Genomic DNA, 16,721 nt, shown 5'->3' on the forward strand with positions numbered 1-16,721 from the left:
TTACTTACTGATTTCCAGCTCTTCTTTCTCGGGTTGCTTGGCAGTTTCCTTAGCAGTTTTGTGGATGAGCTCGGCTACAAGCCCGGTCCAGCCGGTTTGATGGCTTGCGCCGCAACCGCGACCATTATCTCCATGAAAATATTCGTAAAAAAGAATGTGTTCATTGAAATTCGGGTCTTTCTGCATTTTCTGGTCAACGCCATACACGGCCCGGTTTCCATCTGCATCCTTTTTGAAAATATCAATCAACCGGCATGCAATGGCCACAGCTGCTTCCTTAATTGTCGCAAGATTGCCGGAATTCGTTGGATATTCTACCATAAAATCCTCGCCATAGTAAGCGTGGAATTTCATCAGGGAGTCAAATATGAGGTAATTTAATGGAAACCAGATCGGCCCGCGCCAGTTGGAATTCCCACCCATAATGTCTGTAAGTGCCTCAGCCGGAGTATAATCCACTTGCAGCACCTCACCATTGATATAAAATTTATAGGGATTTTCTTCATGGTATTTAGACAAAGCCCTTACGCCGTAATCGGAAAGAAATTCATTTTCGTCCAGCATCCGCTTCATGATCATTTTCATCCGGTGACCACGCAGGATGGATAGCAGGCGATTTTCCCCTTTACCGGACTCAAACCAGCGTGATATCAATCTCGCCAGATCCGGCCTGTTTGCCAAAACCCATTCTACACGCCGTTTGAAGACAGGCATTTTATCGAGGTTTTGCGGATCAAGGATCTCAACAGCAAAAAGCGGAATTAGCCCCACTATTGACCTGACTTTCAGCAATATACTCTGTCCATTAGGAATGTGGATCACGTCATAATAGAACTGATCTTCCTCATCCCAAAGGCTTATTGACGAATTTTTGCCTCCGATAGACTCCATAGCACCCGCAATGTGCAGGAAGTGCTCGAAAAATTTGGAAGCCATATCCTGGTAAACCGGGTGCACGAGGGCAATTTCCACTGAAATACGCAGCATATTCAGCGTATACATGGCCATCCAGCCTGTGGCGTCGGCTTGTTGCAGTTTTCCACCAAAAGGCATCGGCGTCGACCGGTCAAAAACCCCGATATTATCCAGGCCGAGGAAGCCGCCACTGAAAATGTTGTTGCCTGTATCGTCCTTCTGGTTAACCCACCAGGTAAAGTTCAGGAGCAGCTTATGGAATATTTTTTCAAGAAATTCAATGTCCCCTACTCCATTATTCTGTTCACGGTCAATCTCATACACTTTCCACGTTGCCCAGCCGTGCACCGGCGGGTTAACGTCCGAGAAATTCCATTCATAGGCCGGAATCTGCCCGTTAGGGTGCATATAATACTCCCGAAGCAATATTTCAAGCTGTCTTTTGGCAAAATCCGCATCCACCCTCGCCAGCGGGACACAGTGAAAAGCAAGGTCCCAGGCCGCAAACCATGGATATTCCCATTTATCGGGCATTGAGATAATGTTGGCTGCATACAAATGCTTCCAGCCTGAGTTCCGTCCCCATTTCCGTCCCTGGTTCGGTCCTGGCTGCGCCGGATCGCCCTTTAACCATTCGTAAACATTGTAATAATAAAACTGCTTGCTCCACAGCATGCCTGCATACGCCTGCCGCTGAATGGATCGCAGATCGGCATCCGCCACATCGCGCTGCAAATCGTCATAAAACTCGTCCGCCTCCCTGATCCTTTTTGCAAAAAGATCTTCAAAGCCGCCGAAAGGTTCTGAAATCGTATGGTTTACAAATCTTAATCTGAATGTAGTACTTTCGCCAGCCTTAATGGTCCGTGTGAAACGGGCTGCTGCCTTCGTCCCAATGTTATTCGGATTTACGGTCGAGGTCTTTTTATTGCTGACAATGTAGTCATTAATCCCGTCTTTGGGATAGGCTGTATTGTTCGCAGTTCCGTATAGTTTCTTGAAATTGGTCTCATTCTCACAGAACAACAGTTCGTCAGCCCCATCCAGATACAGGTTATATTTCCCGTGTTTACGGTGCGTAACCTCTATCAAACGGTTTGAAATGCCATTCATTATCGGCTTATAATTAAAAGCCTCATATCCCCACGACCAAGTATTTCTGAACATGATCGTTGGCAAAACCGTGATCGGAGCATCCTGGTCGCTGCGGTTGAAAACCGTTACCTTCATCATGATGTCCTCCTCATCCGCCTTGGCATGCTCAATGAAAATATCGAAATACTCATCATTCTCGAACACACCTGTGTCCATGATTTCATATTCCGGATCTTCCTTTCCGCGCCGGCCGTTTTCCTGACGTAACTTTTCGTAAGGGAAAGCGTTTTGCGGATATTTATACAACATTTTGGTATAAGAGTGCGTCGGCGTGCTATCCAGATAATAGTACATTTCCTTCACATCCTCGCCATGATTAGACTCACGGTTTGTGAGGCCAAAAATCCTTTCTTTCAGGATCTTATCTTTATGATTCCAAAACCCGAACGAAAAACATATATGCTGCTTATTGTCAGAAAAACCTCCGATTCCGTCCTCGCCCCAGCGATAAGCTTTTGAGAGTGCCATCTCGTGGGTAATGTAATTCCAGGCATCACCATTTCCACTGTAATCCTCACGAACCGTTCCCCACTGGCGTTCAGACAAGTAAGGTCCCCACTTTTTCCACCCTGTATTCTCTTTTTGCAGGCTAAGTCTTACTTTTTCCGCGCCGTGTGCCATTAATTTATATTTTTCTGAAAGGAATGAAAATCTCTGTGTAAATCTAAAAACTTAATCGGCAAATCATCACCGATCAGCAATTTTCACCTCAAACTGCAAGTGATTCCAGGTCATTATAGACGCTTACCTGATAGCTTACTTTGCCTGCATAAAATGCAGTCGTTTCAGCTGCCTTCTGTGCCGTTTCGGTCAATAATGGATGGCGTTCTGAGTGCAATAATGCTTCCACATCCGCTACATATTCTTTGAACATCAGCGGGTTAGTTAACACATAATATTTTCCATCCGAAGCATGAAGGACAGGAATTGGCTTCACTTCTCCTTCCGCGTTCATCCTGCCATATTTCGACCGCGCTGCTACATAATCTTCATCTGTCGACGCGAATACAATGTATTTCGAAGGTTTGCTTTTGGCATTCTCCGCCTTAATTTTCGCATCAAGACTATCCAGCAAAGTCCTTAATTGCCAGATATTTTTCCCGGAACGGATCCTTTCCCGGATCGACTGCCTCACTAGATAGGTAAGCGCATGCGTCACATTCAGCCCAATTTCAGCCATCTGCTTGAAAATGAATGATGTAGGCGACATTCCCGGGATCGTATTGGGGTCATGAAGCACGATGGTGCCTTCCGGCGTCAGAAATCCGTCGATACGTACGCAAACATCAATGCCCAATTGTTCAAAAACGGTTGCTATCACCTTTTGGATCTCCTGATTCAGTTCAAGCGTTGTGTCAACCGGAATGCGTTTGCGGCTTGCTCCGGGCTTATATTTTGCATTAAAATCAAAAACCTGCACCATTTTAATGACCTCGCTGGGGGGCAGGGCTAACGGTTTGCCGTTATCAAGCTGGATGCAGCCGCAGGAAAATTCCTGCCCGCTGATAAACTCTTCTATTAAAACCTGGTCTTCACCATTAGCGCTGCTGAGAACGACAGGTTCATTTGCTGTTGAGAAATAACTGTCCAGCACATCGATCAAGTTTGCCGGGTGATATATCATTTCACCATTCAAAACCAGTGGAAAACCGATTCCCTCATCAAGATTTGCCACTTTTTGTGCCCAAGCTTGTTTTTCCGATCCGCCCAGCGCAGTCCAGGTCGCGCCATCAAGCTCCACCTGGAAAAAGCATTGGTTCACTGCTGATATAAATTCTTCCAAAGAATCATCCTTCACAATAGCAACGCCGATAGACGAGCCCTGATGCGGCGCTTTAATGACCAACGGAAGCCCTAAATGTTTTTTAAGAACCTGAAAAAGAATTGGATACTCGTTTGGAATCCATTGATCATAGCGCAATGTCCAGCTCTTTTTCTGCTGGCCATTCACCAATGTGATCATCTCATTTTGAAGAATCTTATCAATTCCGACTGCCGAACCCATTAAACCGGGCCCGCTGTAAGGAATTTTATACCATTCCAATAAACCCTGGATTGCACCGTCCTCACAGTCAGGGCCGTGCATGGCCAGGAATACGAAATCGAAATGTTGCTTGAATTGTTCAGGGGATATTTCTACCCCAATTTCAGAAGGAACGGGCTCGTTGGCGAGCTCTGGATGGGATTCTATATAGGTTTTAAAACCAGTTTGCTGAATGCTTCGCGACGGATAAAACTCCCTGATCTCACTGGCGTACATAAGTGGTTTTTCCAGCAGGATAAAACGACCGAAACTATCCACAAAGACCGGAACTGGCTCAAAAAGTGATTTATCCAGGTATTCAAAAGCAGTTTTTCCACCAGCAAATGAAATTTCCCTTTCGCGGGAAGGTCCTCCGAAAAAAATTCCGATACGCATATTTTAATGTCAGGTAAAATCTTCTAAATCTTACGCGCAATATAACGTACTAATCGGGACGAATCAATTTCTGGCTGAAATGCCGGAAAATTTTAAATAAAAAAGCAGCTTTCCGTTCGGAAAAGCTGCTTTTGATAAAAATAAGGTTATAAAAACCGGCTTGTTTTAAGCCAATTCAGGGACATTCACAGAAACGACTTTGCTAACATAAGGAACAGCTTTGCGAATGGATTCTTCCAGACCTGCGCGGAATGTCATTGCACTCATAGGGCAGCTTTGGCAAGAACCCTGCAACTCCAACTTAACGACCAGATCATCAGTCAATTCCACAAATTTCACATCTCCACCGTCTGCATGCAAATAAGGTCGTACCGTATCGAGTGCCTGCTCGATGAGCTCTATTATTTTTTCTTTTGAATCCATTGTTAAAAAATCTATTTGCTAAGGTGCAAGAATATATTCAAAAAATCAAATCATTAACATATAATGCTAAGCCTGGATTTCAACGGGCTGCGTTTTCTCCTTTGTAGCATTTCTGATCGCAACCTGCTGCGCCAACGACTCGGCAGCATCACGGAACGCATCATTCACAATCGGATTCATATCCATCACGGCCGGGCGTCCTTCATCCCCTGCTTCCCTAATGCCCTGTACCAAAGGAATTTGGCCTAATAAAGGAACATCAAACTTATCTGCAAGCAGCTGACCTCCGCCTTTTCCGAAGATATGATACTGATGATCAGGCATTTCTTCCGGCGTAAACCACGCCATGTTTTCAATGACACCCAAGATCGGCACATTGATCTGCGGCTGGCGGAACATTTGCAAACCCTTAATAGCATCTGCAAGTGCCACTTTTTGGGGCGTAGTAACGATCACCGCTCCGGTTACGGGCACGGTTTGCACCAATGTTAAATGTATATCGCTGGTGCCAGGGGGAAGGTCGATCAAAAGATAATCCAGATCGCCCCAGTCCGTATCTGCAAAAAATTGCTTTAAAGCCTGGCTGGCCATTGGTCCACGCCAAACGACCGCGCTGTCGGGAGGAGTAAGGAATCCGATGGAGATCATTTTGATCCCGTACTGGCGGATCGGGTTAATGAAGTTTTTACCGTCTTTCGGCGTAATGGTGGGCTGCATATTCTCTGCACCAAACATTACCGGGATCGAAGGCCCAAAAATATCCGCATCAATAATGCCGACCGAAGCGCCAGAACGGTGCAGCGCCATAGCAAGGTTCGCAGTGACTGTTGACTTGCCCACGCCGCCCTTTCCCGAAGAAATAGCGATCACATTCTTGACCCCCGGAATAACCGGTCCGGACTGACGCGTCGAAGTTACATTAGCTGTAAGCTTAATAACAACCTCAACATCAGGACTTAAATGTTCGTGAATGGCTGCCTCGCAATTCCTGCGGATCAGCTCTTTCAAAGGGCAGGCTGGGGTGGTTAAAACAACCGTAAATCTTACCTGATTCACCCCGATCTCAATGTCCTGGATCATACCCAGCGTCACCAAATCCTTTTTGAGATCCGGTTCTTCAACAGTGCTGAGTGCCTGTAAAACTTTCTCCTTATTAATTGTAAATTCTCCCATTATATAGGTTAAGACCTCTCGATTTTTACGCCTTATGAAGCCCCGGAAACTTAAAAATATCTGATTCTATACTTTAATATTATGCAACACGAATTATTACCAATGAGTTTATCTCAAATCTGAAAATTCATGGATTTTGTCTTCTGTTTCCGCAATTTCTCTGGTGACATCAATTTGCGATGACAGCGCTTTTAGTTTCATCAACACGTTTTTCAGCAATTTCCGGTGACTTTCCGTAACGCCATGCAAAGGCCTGTGCTGGGTCATTTGGCGTATGGCGTCCCATTCTTTCATAAGATTCCGGGCGCTGGGTTCAATGTAAGTTTTAGCGAAAGCATTGAAAATGTAATCCTCTGCAACCTTGGTCGGATGGATCATATCTTCCTCATAAAACCGGTAATCACGCAGTTCATCCACCATGATTTCGTAAGCAGGAAAATACTCGACATGCTTGTATTTTTCGGACAACCGGTGACAAACCAGCCGCAATGTTGACTTGCTAACCTGGTTCAGCGACAGTGTATCCCGCGTATGCCGCACCGGGCTGACCGTCAATATGACCCTGAGATTCCTTTGAAAAGACTGCAACTTTTGGATCAACTGATCATAAGCGATCATGATCTGATCGGGATGAAGCAATTCTTTCAGGAAACGGTCGGCTGGCTGTTTATGGCAATTGCCAACGATCATATTCGTCTGTTTATGCCGGTAAGCAAATGCAGTTCCGAAAGTGATTACCAAAACATCCGCTTCTTTCAAAAACTTTTTTGCAGACACCAATTTATCTTTCAACTGTGCATGTAAAGCCTCCCTGTCATGTCCGTATAAGGATGAATGAAAATCATGATGAAGCCAGATCTTATCCGGATTCTCCAAAAACAATGCTTGATTAGGTTCCTTACCTTCCAGCGTAATATCTAAAATTTTGGCAATGGCCAGCGGATTGAATGCAGTTCCAAAATCATTGTTCAAAACCGGAAATTTATACCCACTAAGCTGACTTCCAAGCACATCTGCAAAACAAGAACCGATTGTCGCAATCCTGGAATGATGGCCAATTTTCCAATCCGATGGAGTGATCCCAACCTCCGTACTAAGCTTAATTTCCATCATTAACCCATAAAATGTATCAGCCGTAAAATTACAAGTATTTGCCCGGTTTCAGGCAATTAATGTGTTTTCATAAATTAGAGAAAAGGATTATGTTTAGGGCATTAAAAACGAAATGTATCTATTCGAGCCTAATGTTGACTATGATTTTTACTTAATTTCCAGGATATGAAAACTAAAAACAAGTTTCAATCGCAGCCTCGGCCTTCTGGCGAAGAGATCATCGAGAATAAATTGCGTGAAATGAACGAGCTTCTCTCTAAGGTGGATCTATCCAAACTTCCAAAAAGGCAATCCACCGGACAGAAATGACGAGAAAACATCCCCTAGTTTTTGCTATCACAGCCGTCGTTATTCAAGCTGTACAAGCGTGTGCGCAAACCACAACTATCCCAGCAACCTCTTCCAAATACGAATTTGCCTCCACCGCTTCATGGCAGGATGAATTCGATTACTCCGGCAAGCCTGATCCTAAGAAGTGGAGCTATGACCTGGGGGATCATGGCTGGGGGAATAATGAGTTGCAGAATTATACGGATAAGATCGAAAATGCCAAAGTGGAAAACGGGCATCTAATCATTGAGGCGGTTAGGGAGAAGTCTGGGAAGGCTAATTATAGTTCGGCGCGGCTGGTCTCCAAGGGCAAGGGAGATTTTACGTATGGTAAATTCGAAATCCGTGCGAAGCTTCCGAAGGGTCGCGGCACCTGGCCAGCGATATGGATGCTGGCGAGCGGAAACGGCTATGGAAACAAAGGCTGGCCTGATAATGGTGAGATTGATATTATGGAACACGTCGGTTTTGACCAGAACAAGATCCGCGGCAATGTGCATACCAAAGCATTTAACCATTCCATCGGCACTAATAGAGGTAATAATGTAGTGGTTGAAACTGTTTCGGACGAGTTCCACATTTACACCTGTGAATGGACGCCTGAGAGCGTGAAGATCCTTTTGGACGGCAAAGACTATTTTACTTTTACCAAAGAAGCTGGCTACGACTGGGCCCAATGGCCATTTGATAAACCTTTTCATTTAATTTTAAATATCGCCGTCGGAGGCAATTGGGGTGGGCAGAAAGGCGTGGATGACAGCATTTTCCCTCAAAAAATGGAGGTCGATTACGTGCGCGTTTACCCGCTTGCTGAGAAAAAGTAGCTTTGAAATTCGAGCGCATGGAAGTATCTTGCGCTATGGATAATTTCGTTGTCTCGGCCAGAAAGTATCGTCCCGTCACTTTCGATTCGGTGGTTGGACAGTCACACATCACTACAACTTTAAAAAACGCAATCCGCACCAATCACCTGGCGCAGGCCTTTCTTTTTTGTGGGCCAAGAGGGGTTGGAAAAACAACTTGCGCAAGGATTTTAGCCAAAACCATCAACTGCCAGAACCTTGGCGACGATGTGGAAGCGTGCGGCGAATGCGAATCTTGCGTCAGTTTTCAAAACAATGCATCATTCAACATTCATGAGCTGGATGCTGCTTCCAATAACTCCGTTGAAGATATCCGTAACCTGATAGATCAGGTTCGTTACCCGCCTCAAACCGGGAAATACAAAATCTACATTATTGATGAGGTGCACATGCTTTCACAAGCTGCCTTCAATGCATTTCTGAAAACGTTGGAAGAGCCGCCTGGCTACGCCATTTTTATCCTGGCGACCACGGAAAAGCATAAAATTCTGCCAACCATTCTTTCCCGTTGCCAGATCTTCGACTTCAACCGCATTCAGCCGAAAGACATCGCTTATCACTTGTCAGATATCGCGCAGAAAGAGGGTATTGAAACGGAAAAAGAAGCATTGGAACTGATCGGCCAGAAGGCTGATGGCGGTCTTCGGGATGCGCTTTCGATGTTTGACCTCAATGTGACATTTTCGACAGATAACAAGCTCACTTATGAAGCTGTGCTGGAAAATCTGCACATTCTCGATTACGATTATTATTTCAAAATCACAGATGCGCTGACTTCAGGCAGCATCGCCCGCTCGCTGGTTTTATTTGATGAAATCTTGAGAAAAGGCTTCGATGGTCATTTGTTTGTAGTTGGGCTTTTGGAGCATTTCCGCAATCTGCTGGTGTGCAAAGATCCGCAAACCGTAACACTTTTGCAGGTTTCGGAATCGGCGGAGCGGAAATATCAGCAGCAATCGGCTTTGGCGGATATGAGCTTTTTGTTGTCGGCGCTTAGCATCGCAAGTCAGTGTGATATCAATTATAAATCGGCGAAAAACCAGCGGTTGCATGTGGAGCTTTGTTTGATGAAGCTCGCCAATCTGCCCCATGTCCTTCAACTTTCTTCCCTTGCCGCCGTTGATGAAACGGCAAAAAAAAAAGTTGAGCCTGAGCTAAAACCTTTAAATACTGCCCCTGCAACCACCATTGAAACTTCCAGCAATGGTTTGTCCTCAAATGGAAATCATACAGAAGCTCCTGCGCGCGTTACCCAGCCAGTTGCGCAGTCCCCGTCACGTCTCAAAAATACAATTGCATTAAGCCCCACAGCTGCGGTTGCAGATCCGGCAGTTAAAGAAAAGCCAAGTGGTGAGGTTGAGAACGGTTATGCGGCCACGCAAACCAATGTAAGAAAAGAGGCACTTACATTCGAAACGCTACAAACGCATTGGTATGAATTTGCCGAAAAGCGAAGGATAGCAGGTAACTCCACGACGGAAGAAATCAGTTTGAACAAAGAATTCAAACTGGAAGGCACAAGCATTGAAATTGCTTTGGACAACACGCACCAGTTGGAAGCGATGGCGAATGTGCGTTATGAACTGCTAACCTATCTGAAAAGTCGCATTGATGCACCGAGGCTGGAAATAAACCCGCGCGTGGCACCACAGGAAGTGAACAGGCTTCCTTACACCCCGGCAGAAAAGTTCAATTTCATGGCGGAGAAAAATCCGTATCTGCTGGAATTGAAACAGGCTTTGGGATTAGATGTAGATTTCTAATTCAGCTCCTTGGCCTCAGGAAAATCTCATGAAGCTTCAATATCTGCGGAATCAGAGCTGATTTCTCGTCATTATTGATAAAAAAATCACCGACCATTCTCCGTTCGTCATCTGAAACCTGCCTTGCAACAATGGCCCGAATCTGGTCCTCGCTACGCCTGTCCCTTTGCAGGATTCGGGATATCCGCAATTCTAATGGCGCTTCAACGACAACCACATAATCCAGTGCATTGCGGTCGCCAGCCTTATTCATAAGGGCTGCTTCTTTTACAACATATGGCGATCCTGCATGATTTTCAACCCAATCTGCCGTGTCCTGCATTACAACGGGATGAATGATCGCATTTAGTTTTTTGAGTAAATCCTCATTGCTGAAAACCAGCGAGCTGACATATGCTGTATTATAATGTCCCTCGCTGGTGTAGGATTCTCTTCCCAACAGAGAAATAACACTTTCAATAATCCGGGGATTGTGATTGGTGAGCCATTTGGCCCGGCTGTCGGCATTGTAAACGGGAATGTCCAGGCAGGCAAACAACTTACAGACAACACTCTTTCCAGAGCCGATTCCGCCGGTAATTCCAACTTGAAGGGGAAGTGACATGACGGAAAATGACTTGAATGGTAAATTATGGCGTGATCACATTGAGATACTGCGCCACCTCAAAACTAATGTAAACGTCTCGATGGCTTACCTCTACCAACGGCGAAACCGGCAGCGGGATGGGCAGGCTTTCATCAAAATTGTTTTGAATCTTGGGCGTAGGGACGCTGACACGGATCGTATCCGGATAAGTCTTGATCAACGAAACGGGTCCGTCGACAGATATAAGCGATGGAGAAACATTAATAATGCTTGAAATAACGTAACCATCCCGGATATTTATCGCCGCGCTATCCACCCGGATAGGAATGATTTTCCTGATCTTTCGCTCGAAATTGAGCTCGAATGTATCGGCGATGACATAATTCACGTGCAGGTTCGGGAACAATTCCGTGATCTGGTCTGTCAATGTGGTCGAATTGATGAAACTTGCCTCATTGGGGTTGTTGACCTTGTAAACCACCGGGTTAGCATTGAAATTAAGCCAGGATTTTTGCAGCAGCGTCCAGCCGTCTCCTGAGACATTCACGGAAATCCTTTTCGGCAATGGCTGCATAGGAACAAAAGCCGAATAATCGTATTCGATGTCCAGCGGATAATTAAGCTTAATCGAATAGTTATCCTTGTTCAATACATTCATTAACCAAAAAAACGAGGCTGCCAGAATGCATACAAAAAAAGTCTTGACTTTATTCTGGCCTGATGGTGCGTTACTCATAACATGACTTTACCCTGCAATAGTACGCGCAATCGCCGACTTATCCACTGTAAGCTTCACTCCTTTATCTAGTTCAAGCGTAACAATGGCATCCTCAACGGTGTAAACCCGCGCGTGGATCCCTCCTATTGTAACGACCTGATCTCCTTTTTTAAGATTGCCAAGAAGCTCTTTTTGCTCTTTTTGTTTCTTTTGCTGCGGACGGATCATGAAAAAATAGAATACACCAATGATACCAACCCACATCACGACCTGGTAAATCATGGCTTCTGAACCGCCACTTGCTGCTTGTGCTAAAATCGAAAATTTCATTATAATGGATGGATTAATAAGTTGTTAACCTTTCGGTTGTGATAGACAAAGCTATTTGAGTGTATCAGGCTTGGAAGCTGCGTTTACAATTCCTTTCAGCCTGAGCTCCGTGTAAGCTGGCTCCGTGTTGGCATAAACCGTTATGGTTTTTACCTGCGGACCAGTCTTGTTCTTACTGTCAAAACGGACTTTAATGCTGGAAGTCTGCTTCGGACCAATGGGATCTTTCGGCCACTCCGGTGTGGTGCAGCCACAAGACGAAGTTATATTATTGAGAATCAACGGATATTCACCATCATTCCGGAACTTGAAATCATGTTCAACAACCTCTCCTTCCTGAATTGTCCCGAATTCAAATGTTGAACTATCGCTCAAAGTAAAAACAGGCATCTTTGAGTCTGCCTGTTTTGATTCTTCTTTATTATCGCTTTTGGAACAATTGGAAAGTAACAATGCAACTCCCAATAAGAAACCCAATGACCGTATTTTCATATGAAATAAATCAGCTGGTCTGACCTTTGATTTGTGCCATCAGGCGATCTACGTCTTCAAGTAACTTTTCTGCTTTTTCGCGTGCATCATTGACAACACGCTCGCCCTCAGTCTTTGTGAAGTTATCAGGCTGGTCTTTTTTCTGAACCAGATCATCTATAACATCCTGTAATTTTTCTCTGTATTTAGACAATCTATATGTCAATTGCGTACGCAGAACCTCTCCTTTGTCAGGTGCGTAGAGGATTCCGAGAGCAGCGCCAGTGACACAACCGGTTAAAAATGCGATTAAACTATTGCTCGTTTTACTCATGACTTTTGGTTTTTAGCTGTAATTATTGTGCTCAGCCTATTTGTTATCTATCAGCCCGCGTCCGCTTTTTCTGATCACGCCTTCTTTGGCTAGTTTAACAGAAAGCACGTCCAGGACACCATTTACAAACTTACCGCTTTTTGGCGTACTGTACCTTTTTGCAATTTCAATAAACTCGTTGATGGTTACTTTAACAGGAATTCCTGGGAAATGGATCAGCTCGGCAAGTGCCGTTTTCAGAATGATCAGATCAACCAATGCAATCCGGTCAAGTTCCCAGTTTTTCAGGTGCTCATCCAGATAAACATCATACTGATCACTTTCCTCCACGACGATCCTGCAAAGTTCTTCAACAAAAAAGCGGTCTTCTTCCCAATCTTTTGTCAACGGGGAAATTTCAAATGTGGCGCTGTTATCTGCTGATCTTAATGTTTTAATAGCAAGGCTCCTGATCAGTTCGCTGTGGTCTACCCAGTAAAGATCGCGCTGTTCAAGATATTCCAGGGGCACTTCATGCTTTAATATAACTTGCCGCAAAACGTGTTGCACAATGGCCTGATCTTCTTCCGGCGTATGCGATGCGTTTTTGCAATAAGCTGTGTATTCCTCGTCCTTGCGCAGTGCTTCGCGATAGATTTTCCGGATCAGGTTCATTTCATTACTCCAGTTGATCCCGTTCCTGATAATTTCTTCTTCAAGCGTTTTATCAGCAATCAAAACCTGGATAACCCGGTTTGTATTGAGCCCGGCATCCTTTGGAAAAGGCGCCTCAGGATCATCATATCTTCTTTCGCGGTCAATTTTAGCCTGATGTGAAAGCTCTATTAACATGGATAAAACCCGGATGAAATCCACGTAAATGGATTCCGTTTCATTCAAAACCCGGCGAACCATTTTCTCGCCATCGGAAGTTGTTTGTCTGCTGTATGCTTCAAAAGCGCTCCGAGCCACTTTGATCACCTGCTCGGGAAGTTCTTCACCTTCCTTCGGCTTTCCGTGCTTGATAAATTCATCGAGGGTCATTCCGGCAAGCTTTCTCATTCCTGCCAGTTTCGTCCGGTCCTGAAATTCCATGGAATTAAGATCCGGCTGAAAAGACGCTTCAATGTGGTCTAAGGCCAGTAAACGATTGGCATCTCTTGTAAGCTGACGGGCATAAAGCGCCTGAACCGCCTTAGTTCTTAATAATCTTCTATTCAGCATAAGCCGGAACACTAATTGGATAAAAGGTACAGTAAATCAAAGAACGTATCTGTATTTGGCAGGGCCGTTTGAATACTTTCCCCTGCGTTTTTCGTTTAAAATTGACCGCAAAAATAGACTATTTTGTTTAGAATCGAAAAAATGAAATGCCGTCTTTTAAATTTGCAACGTTTTGAAACGATAGGATGTTGGTTAGTTATCGCCCGTCCGGCGTGGGAAAATCCGCAGTTAACATAAGATATAGTGAAAGCATTAAAGTACCTCAACCAGTACTTGTGGAAATACAAATGGTATCTGATCCTTGGAACCATTTTTACAATTATTTCTAACCTTTTTGGAATAATCCCGGCCCAGCTTGTGCGTTATGCGCTGGATCTGGTGATTGAAACGCTGGACATTTATTATCTGTTCAACGGAGCTGCGCTGCAAACTGAAATGTATGACATTTTCGCGTTCAGCATTCTGTTATACGGCTTGCTAATCCTTGCTATGGCGCTTCTGAAAGGGATTTTCCTGTTCCTTGTCAGGCAGACGATCATCGTTATGTCTCGGCATATCGAGTTTGAGCTTAAAAATGACATTTACCAGCATTACCAGACCTTGCCAGCCAGTTTTTTCCGCCGACACAGTACAGGCGACCTGATGGCCCGGATTTCCGAGGATGTGAGCAATGTCCGGATGTATGTCGGTCCGGCATTAATGTATGGCATCAACCTGATCGTCCTGTTCTTTCTCGTCATTTCCTACATGCTCTCCGTGAGCACGAAGCTTACTTTATTTGTGCTGCTGCCCCTTCCGGTGCTTTCGATCAGCGTCTACATTGTGAACAGCATGATCATGAAACGCTCCCAGGAGATCCAGAAGCAGCTTTCCGGACTGTCCACTTACGTGCAGGAAGCTTTTTCAGGGATAAGGGTTATCAAATCCTTTGTTCAGGAGAAACATTCATATACGAATTTTGAAAAAGAGGCGGAAGATTTCAAAAAGAAATCACTGAGCCTGACCAAGGTCGACGCCTTCTTTTATCCTGTAATTGTCTTGCTGATCGGGCTGAGTAACATCCTCGTGATTTTTGTTGGCGGGCAGGAAATCATCAATGGAAACCTTACGCCAGGGAACATTACAGAGTTTATTTTATATGTCAATATGCTGACGTGGCCCGTGATGGCGCTCGGCTGGACAACGAGTCAGATCCAGAGGGCGGCATCTTCACAAACTCGGATCAATGAGTTTTTGAATGAAAAGACTACATTGGTTTCGGTCAAAAATATCGAAAAACCACTCGAAGGCGCGATCACATTCAAACATGTAGGCTTCGTTTACCCTGATTCCGGTATAAAGGCATTGCACGATTTTGATTTGGAGGTAAAACCGGGTGAAAGCGTAGCAATTCTTGGAACTACGGGTTCTGGAAAAAGCACGCTGGCCCATCTGCTGGGCCGTCTTTACGACCCGACCGAAGGCGAAATCCTGATCGACAACATTCCTATGAAGGATTACGACGTGCACGCCTATCGCCGGCAAATCGGTTATGTGCCTCAAGACGTGTTCCTTTTCTCAGATTCTATTGAGAACAATGTGCGTTTCGGAACAACGGATATGCCTTTTGAACGGATTGAGCAAGCCATTAAGGATGCCGACTTGTATAACAACATTAAAGACTTCCCGCAGGGTTATCAGACATTGCTCGGCGAACGCGGCATAACGCTTTCCGGAGGTCAGAAACAGCGCCTATCCATTGCCAGGGCCATTGCACGTGATCCAAAGATCCTCGTTCTTGACGACTGCCTCTCCGCCGTAGACACCAACACCGAGAACATTATCCTTAACAACCTGAAACGCATCATGGATCAGCGCACCTCCGTGATCATCTCCCACCGCGTCTCCTCAGCCAAGCTCGCCGACCGCATCGTGGTGCTGGACGAAGGAAAAATCATAGAACAAGGAACCCATACCGAACTAATGGCACTCAACAAGGCGTATAAAGAGTTGTATGAGAAGCAATTGGTCGCGGAAGAAGCTTGATGATTTCAGGAAGTCAGTCGAGCACTTTCGATTAAAGTATTCTGTTATATTTGTAGGAGCATTGCAATTGAAACACTATGAGAATTGTTTTAAACATTCCTGACAATAAACTTCCTTTCATGATGGAATTGATAGACAGCATTCCATTTATCAAGGTCGAAAAATTTTCGAAGAACGACAAGCAAATGGATACCACAGACTATCTGCTTAGCTCAGCGTCGAACAAAGAAAGGCTTTTGAATGCAATAGAGCGATCAAGACGTGGAGAGATTGAGTATCATAATCTGATCGAAGAATGACCTTATCCTGGGACCGTGACGGCTGGGAAGAATACTTATACTGGCAAAAGACAGATAAAAAGATAGTTAAGAAAATTAACGAATTGGTCAAAGAGTGCCTGAGAACACCTTTTGAAGGCAAAGGGAAACCTGAGCCGCTTAAAGGCAATTTGAGTGGCGCCTGGTCCAGGCGAATAACCGAGGGACTATCTCATTAACTGTGTAAACTTTTCAATCGGGGTTGGGCAAAGCTTATAGCCTGACCCTATTTTCAAAAATAGTCAAAAATTGATTCAGGATCATGCCCCAGTTTCGGATCGGCATGGTCCATTTTTTTGAAGCCTCCCTTAGGGCCAAATATACCGATTTCATTACTGCTTCATCAGTCGGAAAGGACAGTTTGTTCTTGGTGTACTTTCTTATTTTCCCATTTAGGTTCTCTATGAGATTTGTGGTGTAAATGATATGGCGGATTTCCAATGGAAAGTCAAAGAAGACAGTCAGCTCATCCCAGTTTTCGCGCCAGCTTTTGATGGCATAGGAATATTTGCTGTTCCATTTCAGTTCAAGGTTATCCAGGGCAGCTAAGGCCGCCTGCCGCGTGGGAGCACTGTAAATGTCT

At 44.8% G+C, this 16,721-nt stretch carries 17 protein-coding genes and 1 pseudogene; 6 read left to right on the plus strand and 12 right to left on the minus strand.

Annotated elements, in window-relative coordinates:
- The 5 genes from G395_RS0125770 to G395_RS0125790 all read right to left on the minus strand — a co-directional run bounded on the left by G395_RS0125770 (window position 1) and on the right by G395_RS0125790 (window position 7,198).
- The gene (locus tag G395_RS0125770; RefSeq protein WP_026632667.1) at window positions 1-2,691 is read right to left on the minus strand and encodes an MGH1-like glycoside hydrolase domain-containing protein; all 2,691 of its coding nucleotides are present in this window, start codon (window positions 2,689-2,691) and stop codon (window positions 1-3) included.
- Between the two features lie 88 nt (window positions 2,692-2,779).
- Window positions 2,780-4,489 carry a D-alanine--D-alanine ligase family protein gene (locus G395_RS0125775; RefSeq protein ID WP_026632668.1) on the minus strand — a complete coding sequence of 570 codons (1,710 nt, stop codon included), beginning with the start codon at window positions 4,487-4,489 and terminating at the stop codon, window positions 2,780-2,782.
- Between the two features lie 165 nt (window positions 4,490-4,654).
- Entirely contained in the window at window positions 4,655-4,912 is a 258-nt protein-coding gene (locus G395_RS0125780) for a NifU family protein (RefSeq protein WP_026632669.1), read from the minus strand.
- A 66-nt stretch (window positions 4,913-4,978) separates the two neighbouring features.
- Window positions 4,979-6,085, minus strand: a complete 1,107-nt coding sequence (locus tag G395_RS0125785) for an Mrp/NBP35 family ATP-binding protein (protein WP_026632670.1) — start codon at window positions 6,083-6,085, stop codon at window positions 4,979-4,981.
- Between the two features lie 108 nt (window positions 6,086-6,193).
- Window positions 6,194-7,198: a GSCFA domain-containing protein gene (locus G395_RS0125790; RefSeq protein WP_035362092.1), complete on the minus strand. Its 1,005-nt coding sequence runs from the start codon at window positions 7,196-7,198 to the stop codon at window positions 6,194-6,196.
- A 165-nt stretch (window positions 7,199-7,363) separates the two neighbouring features.
- Between G395_RS0125790 and G395_RS32285 the strand changes: the two genes are divergently transcribed.
- Genes G395_RS32285 through G395_RS0125805 form a run of 3 tightly spaced genes read left to right on the plus strand, consistent with a single transcriptional unit; the run spans window position 7,364 to window position 10,154 of the window.
- The gene (locus tag G395_RS32285; RefSeq protein ID WP_157486828.1) at window positions 7,364-7,507 is read left to right on the plus strand and encodes a hypothetical protein; all 144 of its coding nucleotides are present in this window, start codon (window positions 7,364-7,366) and stop codon (window positions 7,505-7,507) included.
- Window positions 7,504-8,352, plus strand: a complete 849-nt coding sequence (locus G395_RS0125800; RefSeq protein ID WP_035362093.1) for a glycoside hydrolase family 16 protein — start codon at window positions 7,504-7,506, stop codon at window positions 8,350-8,352. The genes G395_RS32285 and G395_RS0125800 overlap by 4 nt, the downstream gene beginning before the upstream one ends.
- A 35-nt stretch (window positions 8,353-8,387) precedes the next feature.
- Window positions 8,388-10,154, plus strand: coding sequence for a DNA polymerase III subunit gamma/tau (locus tag G395_RS0125805; protein ID WP_026632673.1), 1,767 nt, complete (start codon window positions 8,388-8,390; stop codon window positions 10,152-10,154).
- A 1-nt stretch (window position 10,155) separates the two neighbouring features.
- On the opposite strand, the gene coaE is transcribed toward G395_RS0125805, so the two are convergent.
- From coaE to nusB, 6 genes are read right to left on the minus strand one after another with little or no spacing between them, the layout of a single operon-like run.
- Entirely contained in the window at window positions 10,156-10,758 is a 603-nt protein-coding gene (gene coaE, locus G395_RS0125810) for a dephospho-CoA kinase (protein WP_026632674.1), read from the minus strand.
- 25 nt (window positions 10,759-10,783) lie between these two features.
- Window positions 10,784-11,476: a YbbR-like domain-containing protein gene (locus tag G395_RS0125815; protein WP_229204294.1), complete on the minus strand. Its 693-nt coding sequence runs from the start codon at window positions 11,474-11,476 to the stop codon at window positions 10,784-10,786.
- A 9-nt stretch (window positions 11,477-11,485) separates the two neighbouring features.
- Window positions 11,486-11,788, minus strand: coding sequence for a preprotein translocase subunit YajC (yajC, locus tag G395_RS0125820; RefSeq protein WP_026632676.1), 303 nt, complete (start codon window positions 11,786-11,788; stop codon window positions 11,486-11,488).
- 51 nt (window positions 11,789-11,839) lie between these two features.
- On the minus strand, window positions 11,840-12,280 hold the full coding sequence (locus tag G395_RS0125825) for a DUF1573 domain-containing protein (protein WP_026632677.1): 441 nt from the start codon (window positions 12,278-12,280) through the stop codon (window positions 11,840-11,842).
- A 10-nt stretch (window positions 12,281-12,290) separates the two neighbouring features.
- Complete coding sequence (locus G395_RS0125830; RefSeq protein WP_026632678.1) at window positions 12,291-12,593, minus strand: YtxH domain-containing protein; 303 nt, start codon at window positions 12,591-12,593, stop codon at window positions 12,291-12,293.
- Between the two features lie 36 nt (window positions 12,594-12,629).
- Entirely contained in the window at window positions 12,630-13,796 is a 1,167-nt protein-coding gene (nusB, locus tag G395_RS0125835) for a transcription antitermination factor NusB (RefSeq protein WP_026632679.1), read from the minus strand.
- Window positions 13,797-14,039: 243 nt separating this feature from the next.
- On the opposite strand from nusB, the gene G395_RS0125840 reads away from it, so the two are divergent.
- The 3 genes and pseudogenes from G395_RS0125840 to G395_RS30535 all read left to right on the plus strand — a co-directional run.
- The gene (locus tag G395_RS0125840; RefSeq protein ID WP_026632680.1) at window positions 14,040-15,821 is read left to right on the plus strand and encodes an ABC transporter ATP-binding protein; all 1,782 of its coding nucleotides are present in this window, start codon (window positions 14,040-14,042) and stop codon (window positions 15,819-15,821) included.
- Window positions 15,822-15,898: 77 nt separating this feature from the next.
- Window positions 15,899-16,120, plus strand: a complete 222-nt coding sequence (locus G395_RS0125845; protein WP_026632681.1) for a hypothetical protein — start codon at window positions 15,899-15,901, stop codon at window positions 16,118-16,120.
- Window positions 16,117-16,302 (plus strand): annotated as a pseudogene (locus tag G395_RS30535) (Txe/YoeB family addiction module toxin); the annotation flags it as partial. The gene G395_RS0125845 and the pseudogene G395_RS30535, both read left to right, overlap by 4 nt.
- A 49-nt stretch (window positions 16,303-16,351) precedes the next feature.
- Here the strand turns inward: G395_RS30535 and G395_RS0125855 are convergent.
- On the minus strand, window positions 16,352-16,721 hold a 370-nt coding region (locus G395_RS0125855), incomplete at its 5' end, for a transposase (RefSeq protein ID WP_026632682.1).

Origin of the sequence: Dyadobacter alkalitolerans DSM 23607, from assembly GCF_000428845.1 — a bacterium.
Classification (GTDB): domain Bacteria; phylum Bacteroidota; class Bacteroidia; order Cytophagales; family Spirosomataceae; genus Dyadobacter; species Dyadobacter alkalitolerans.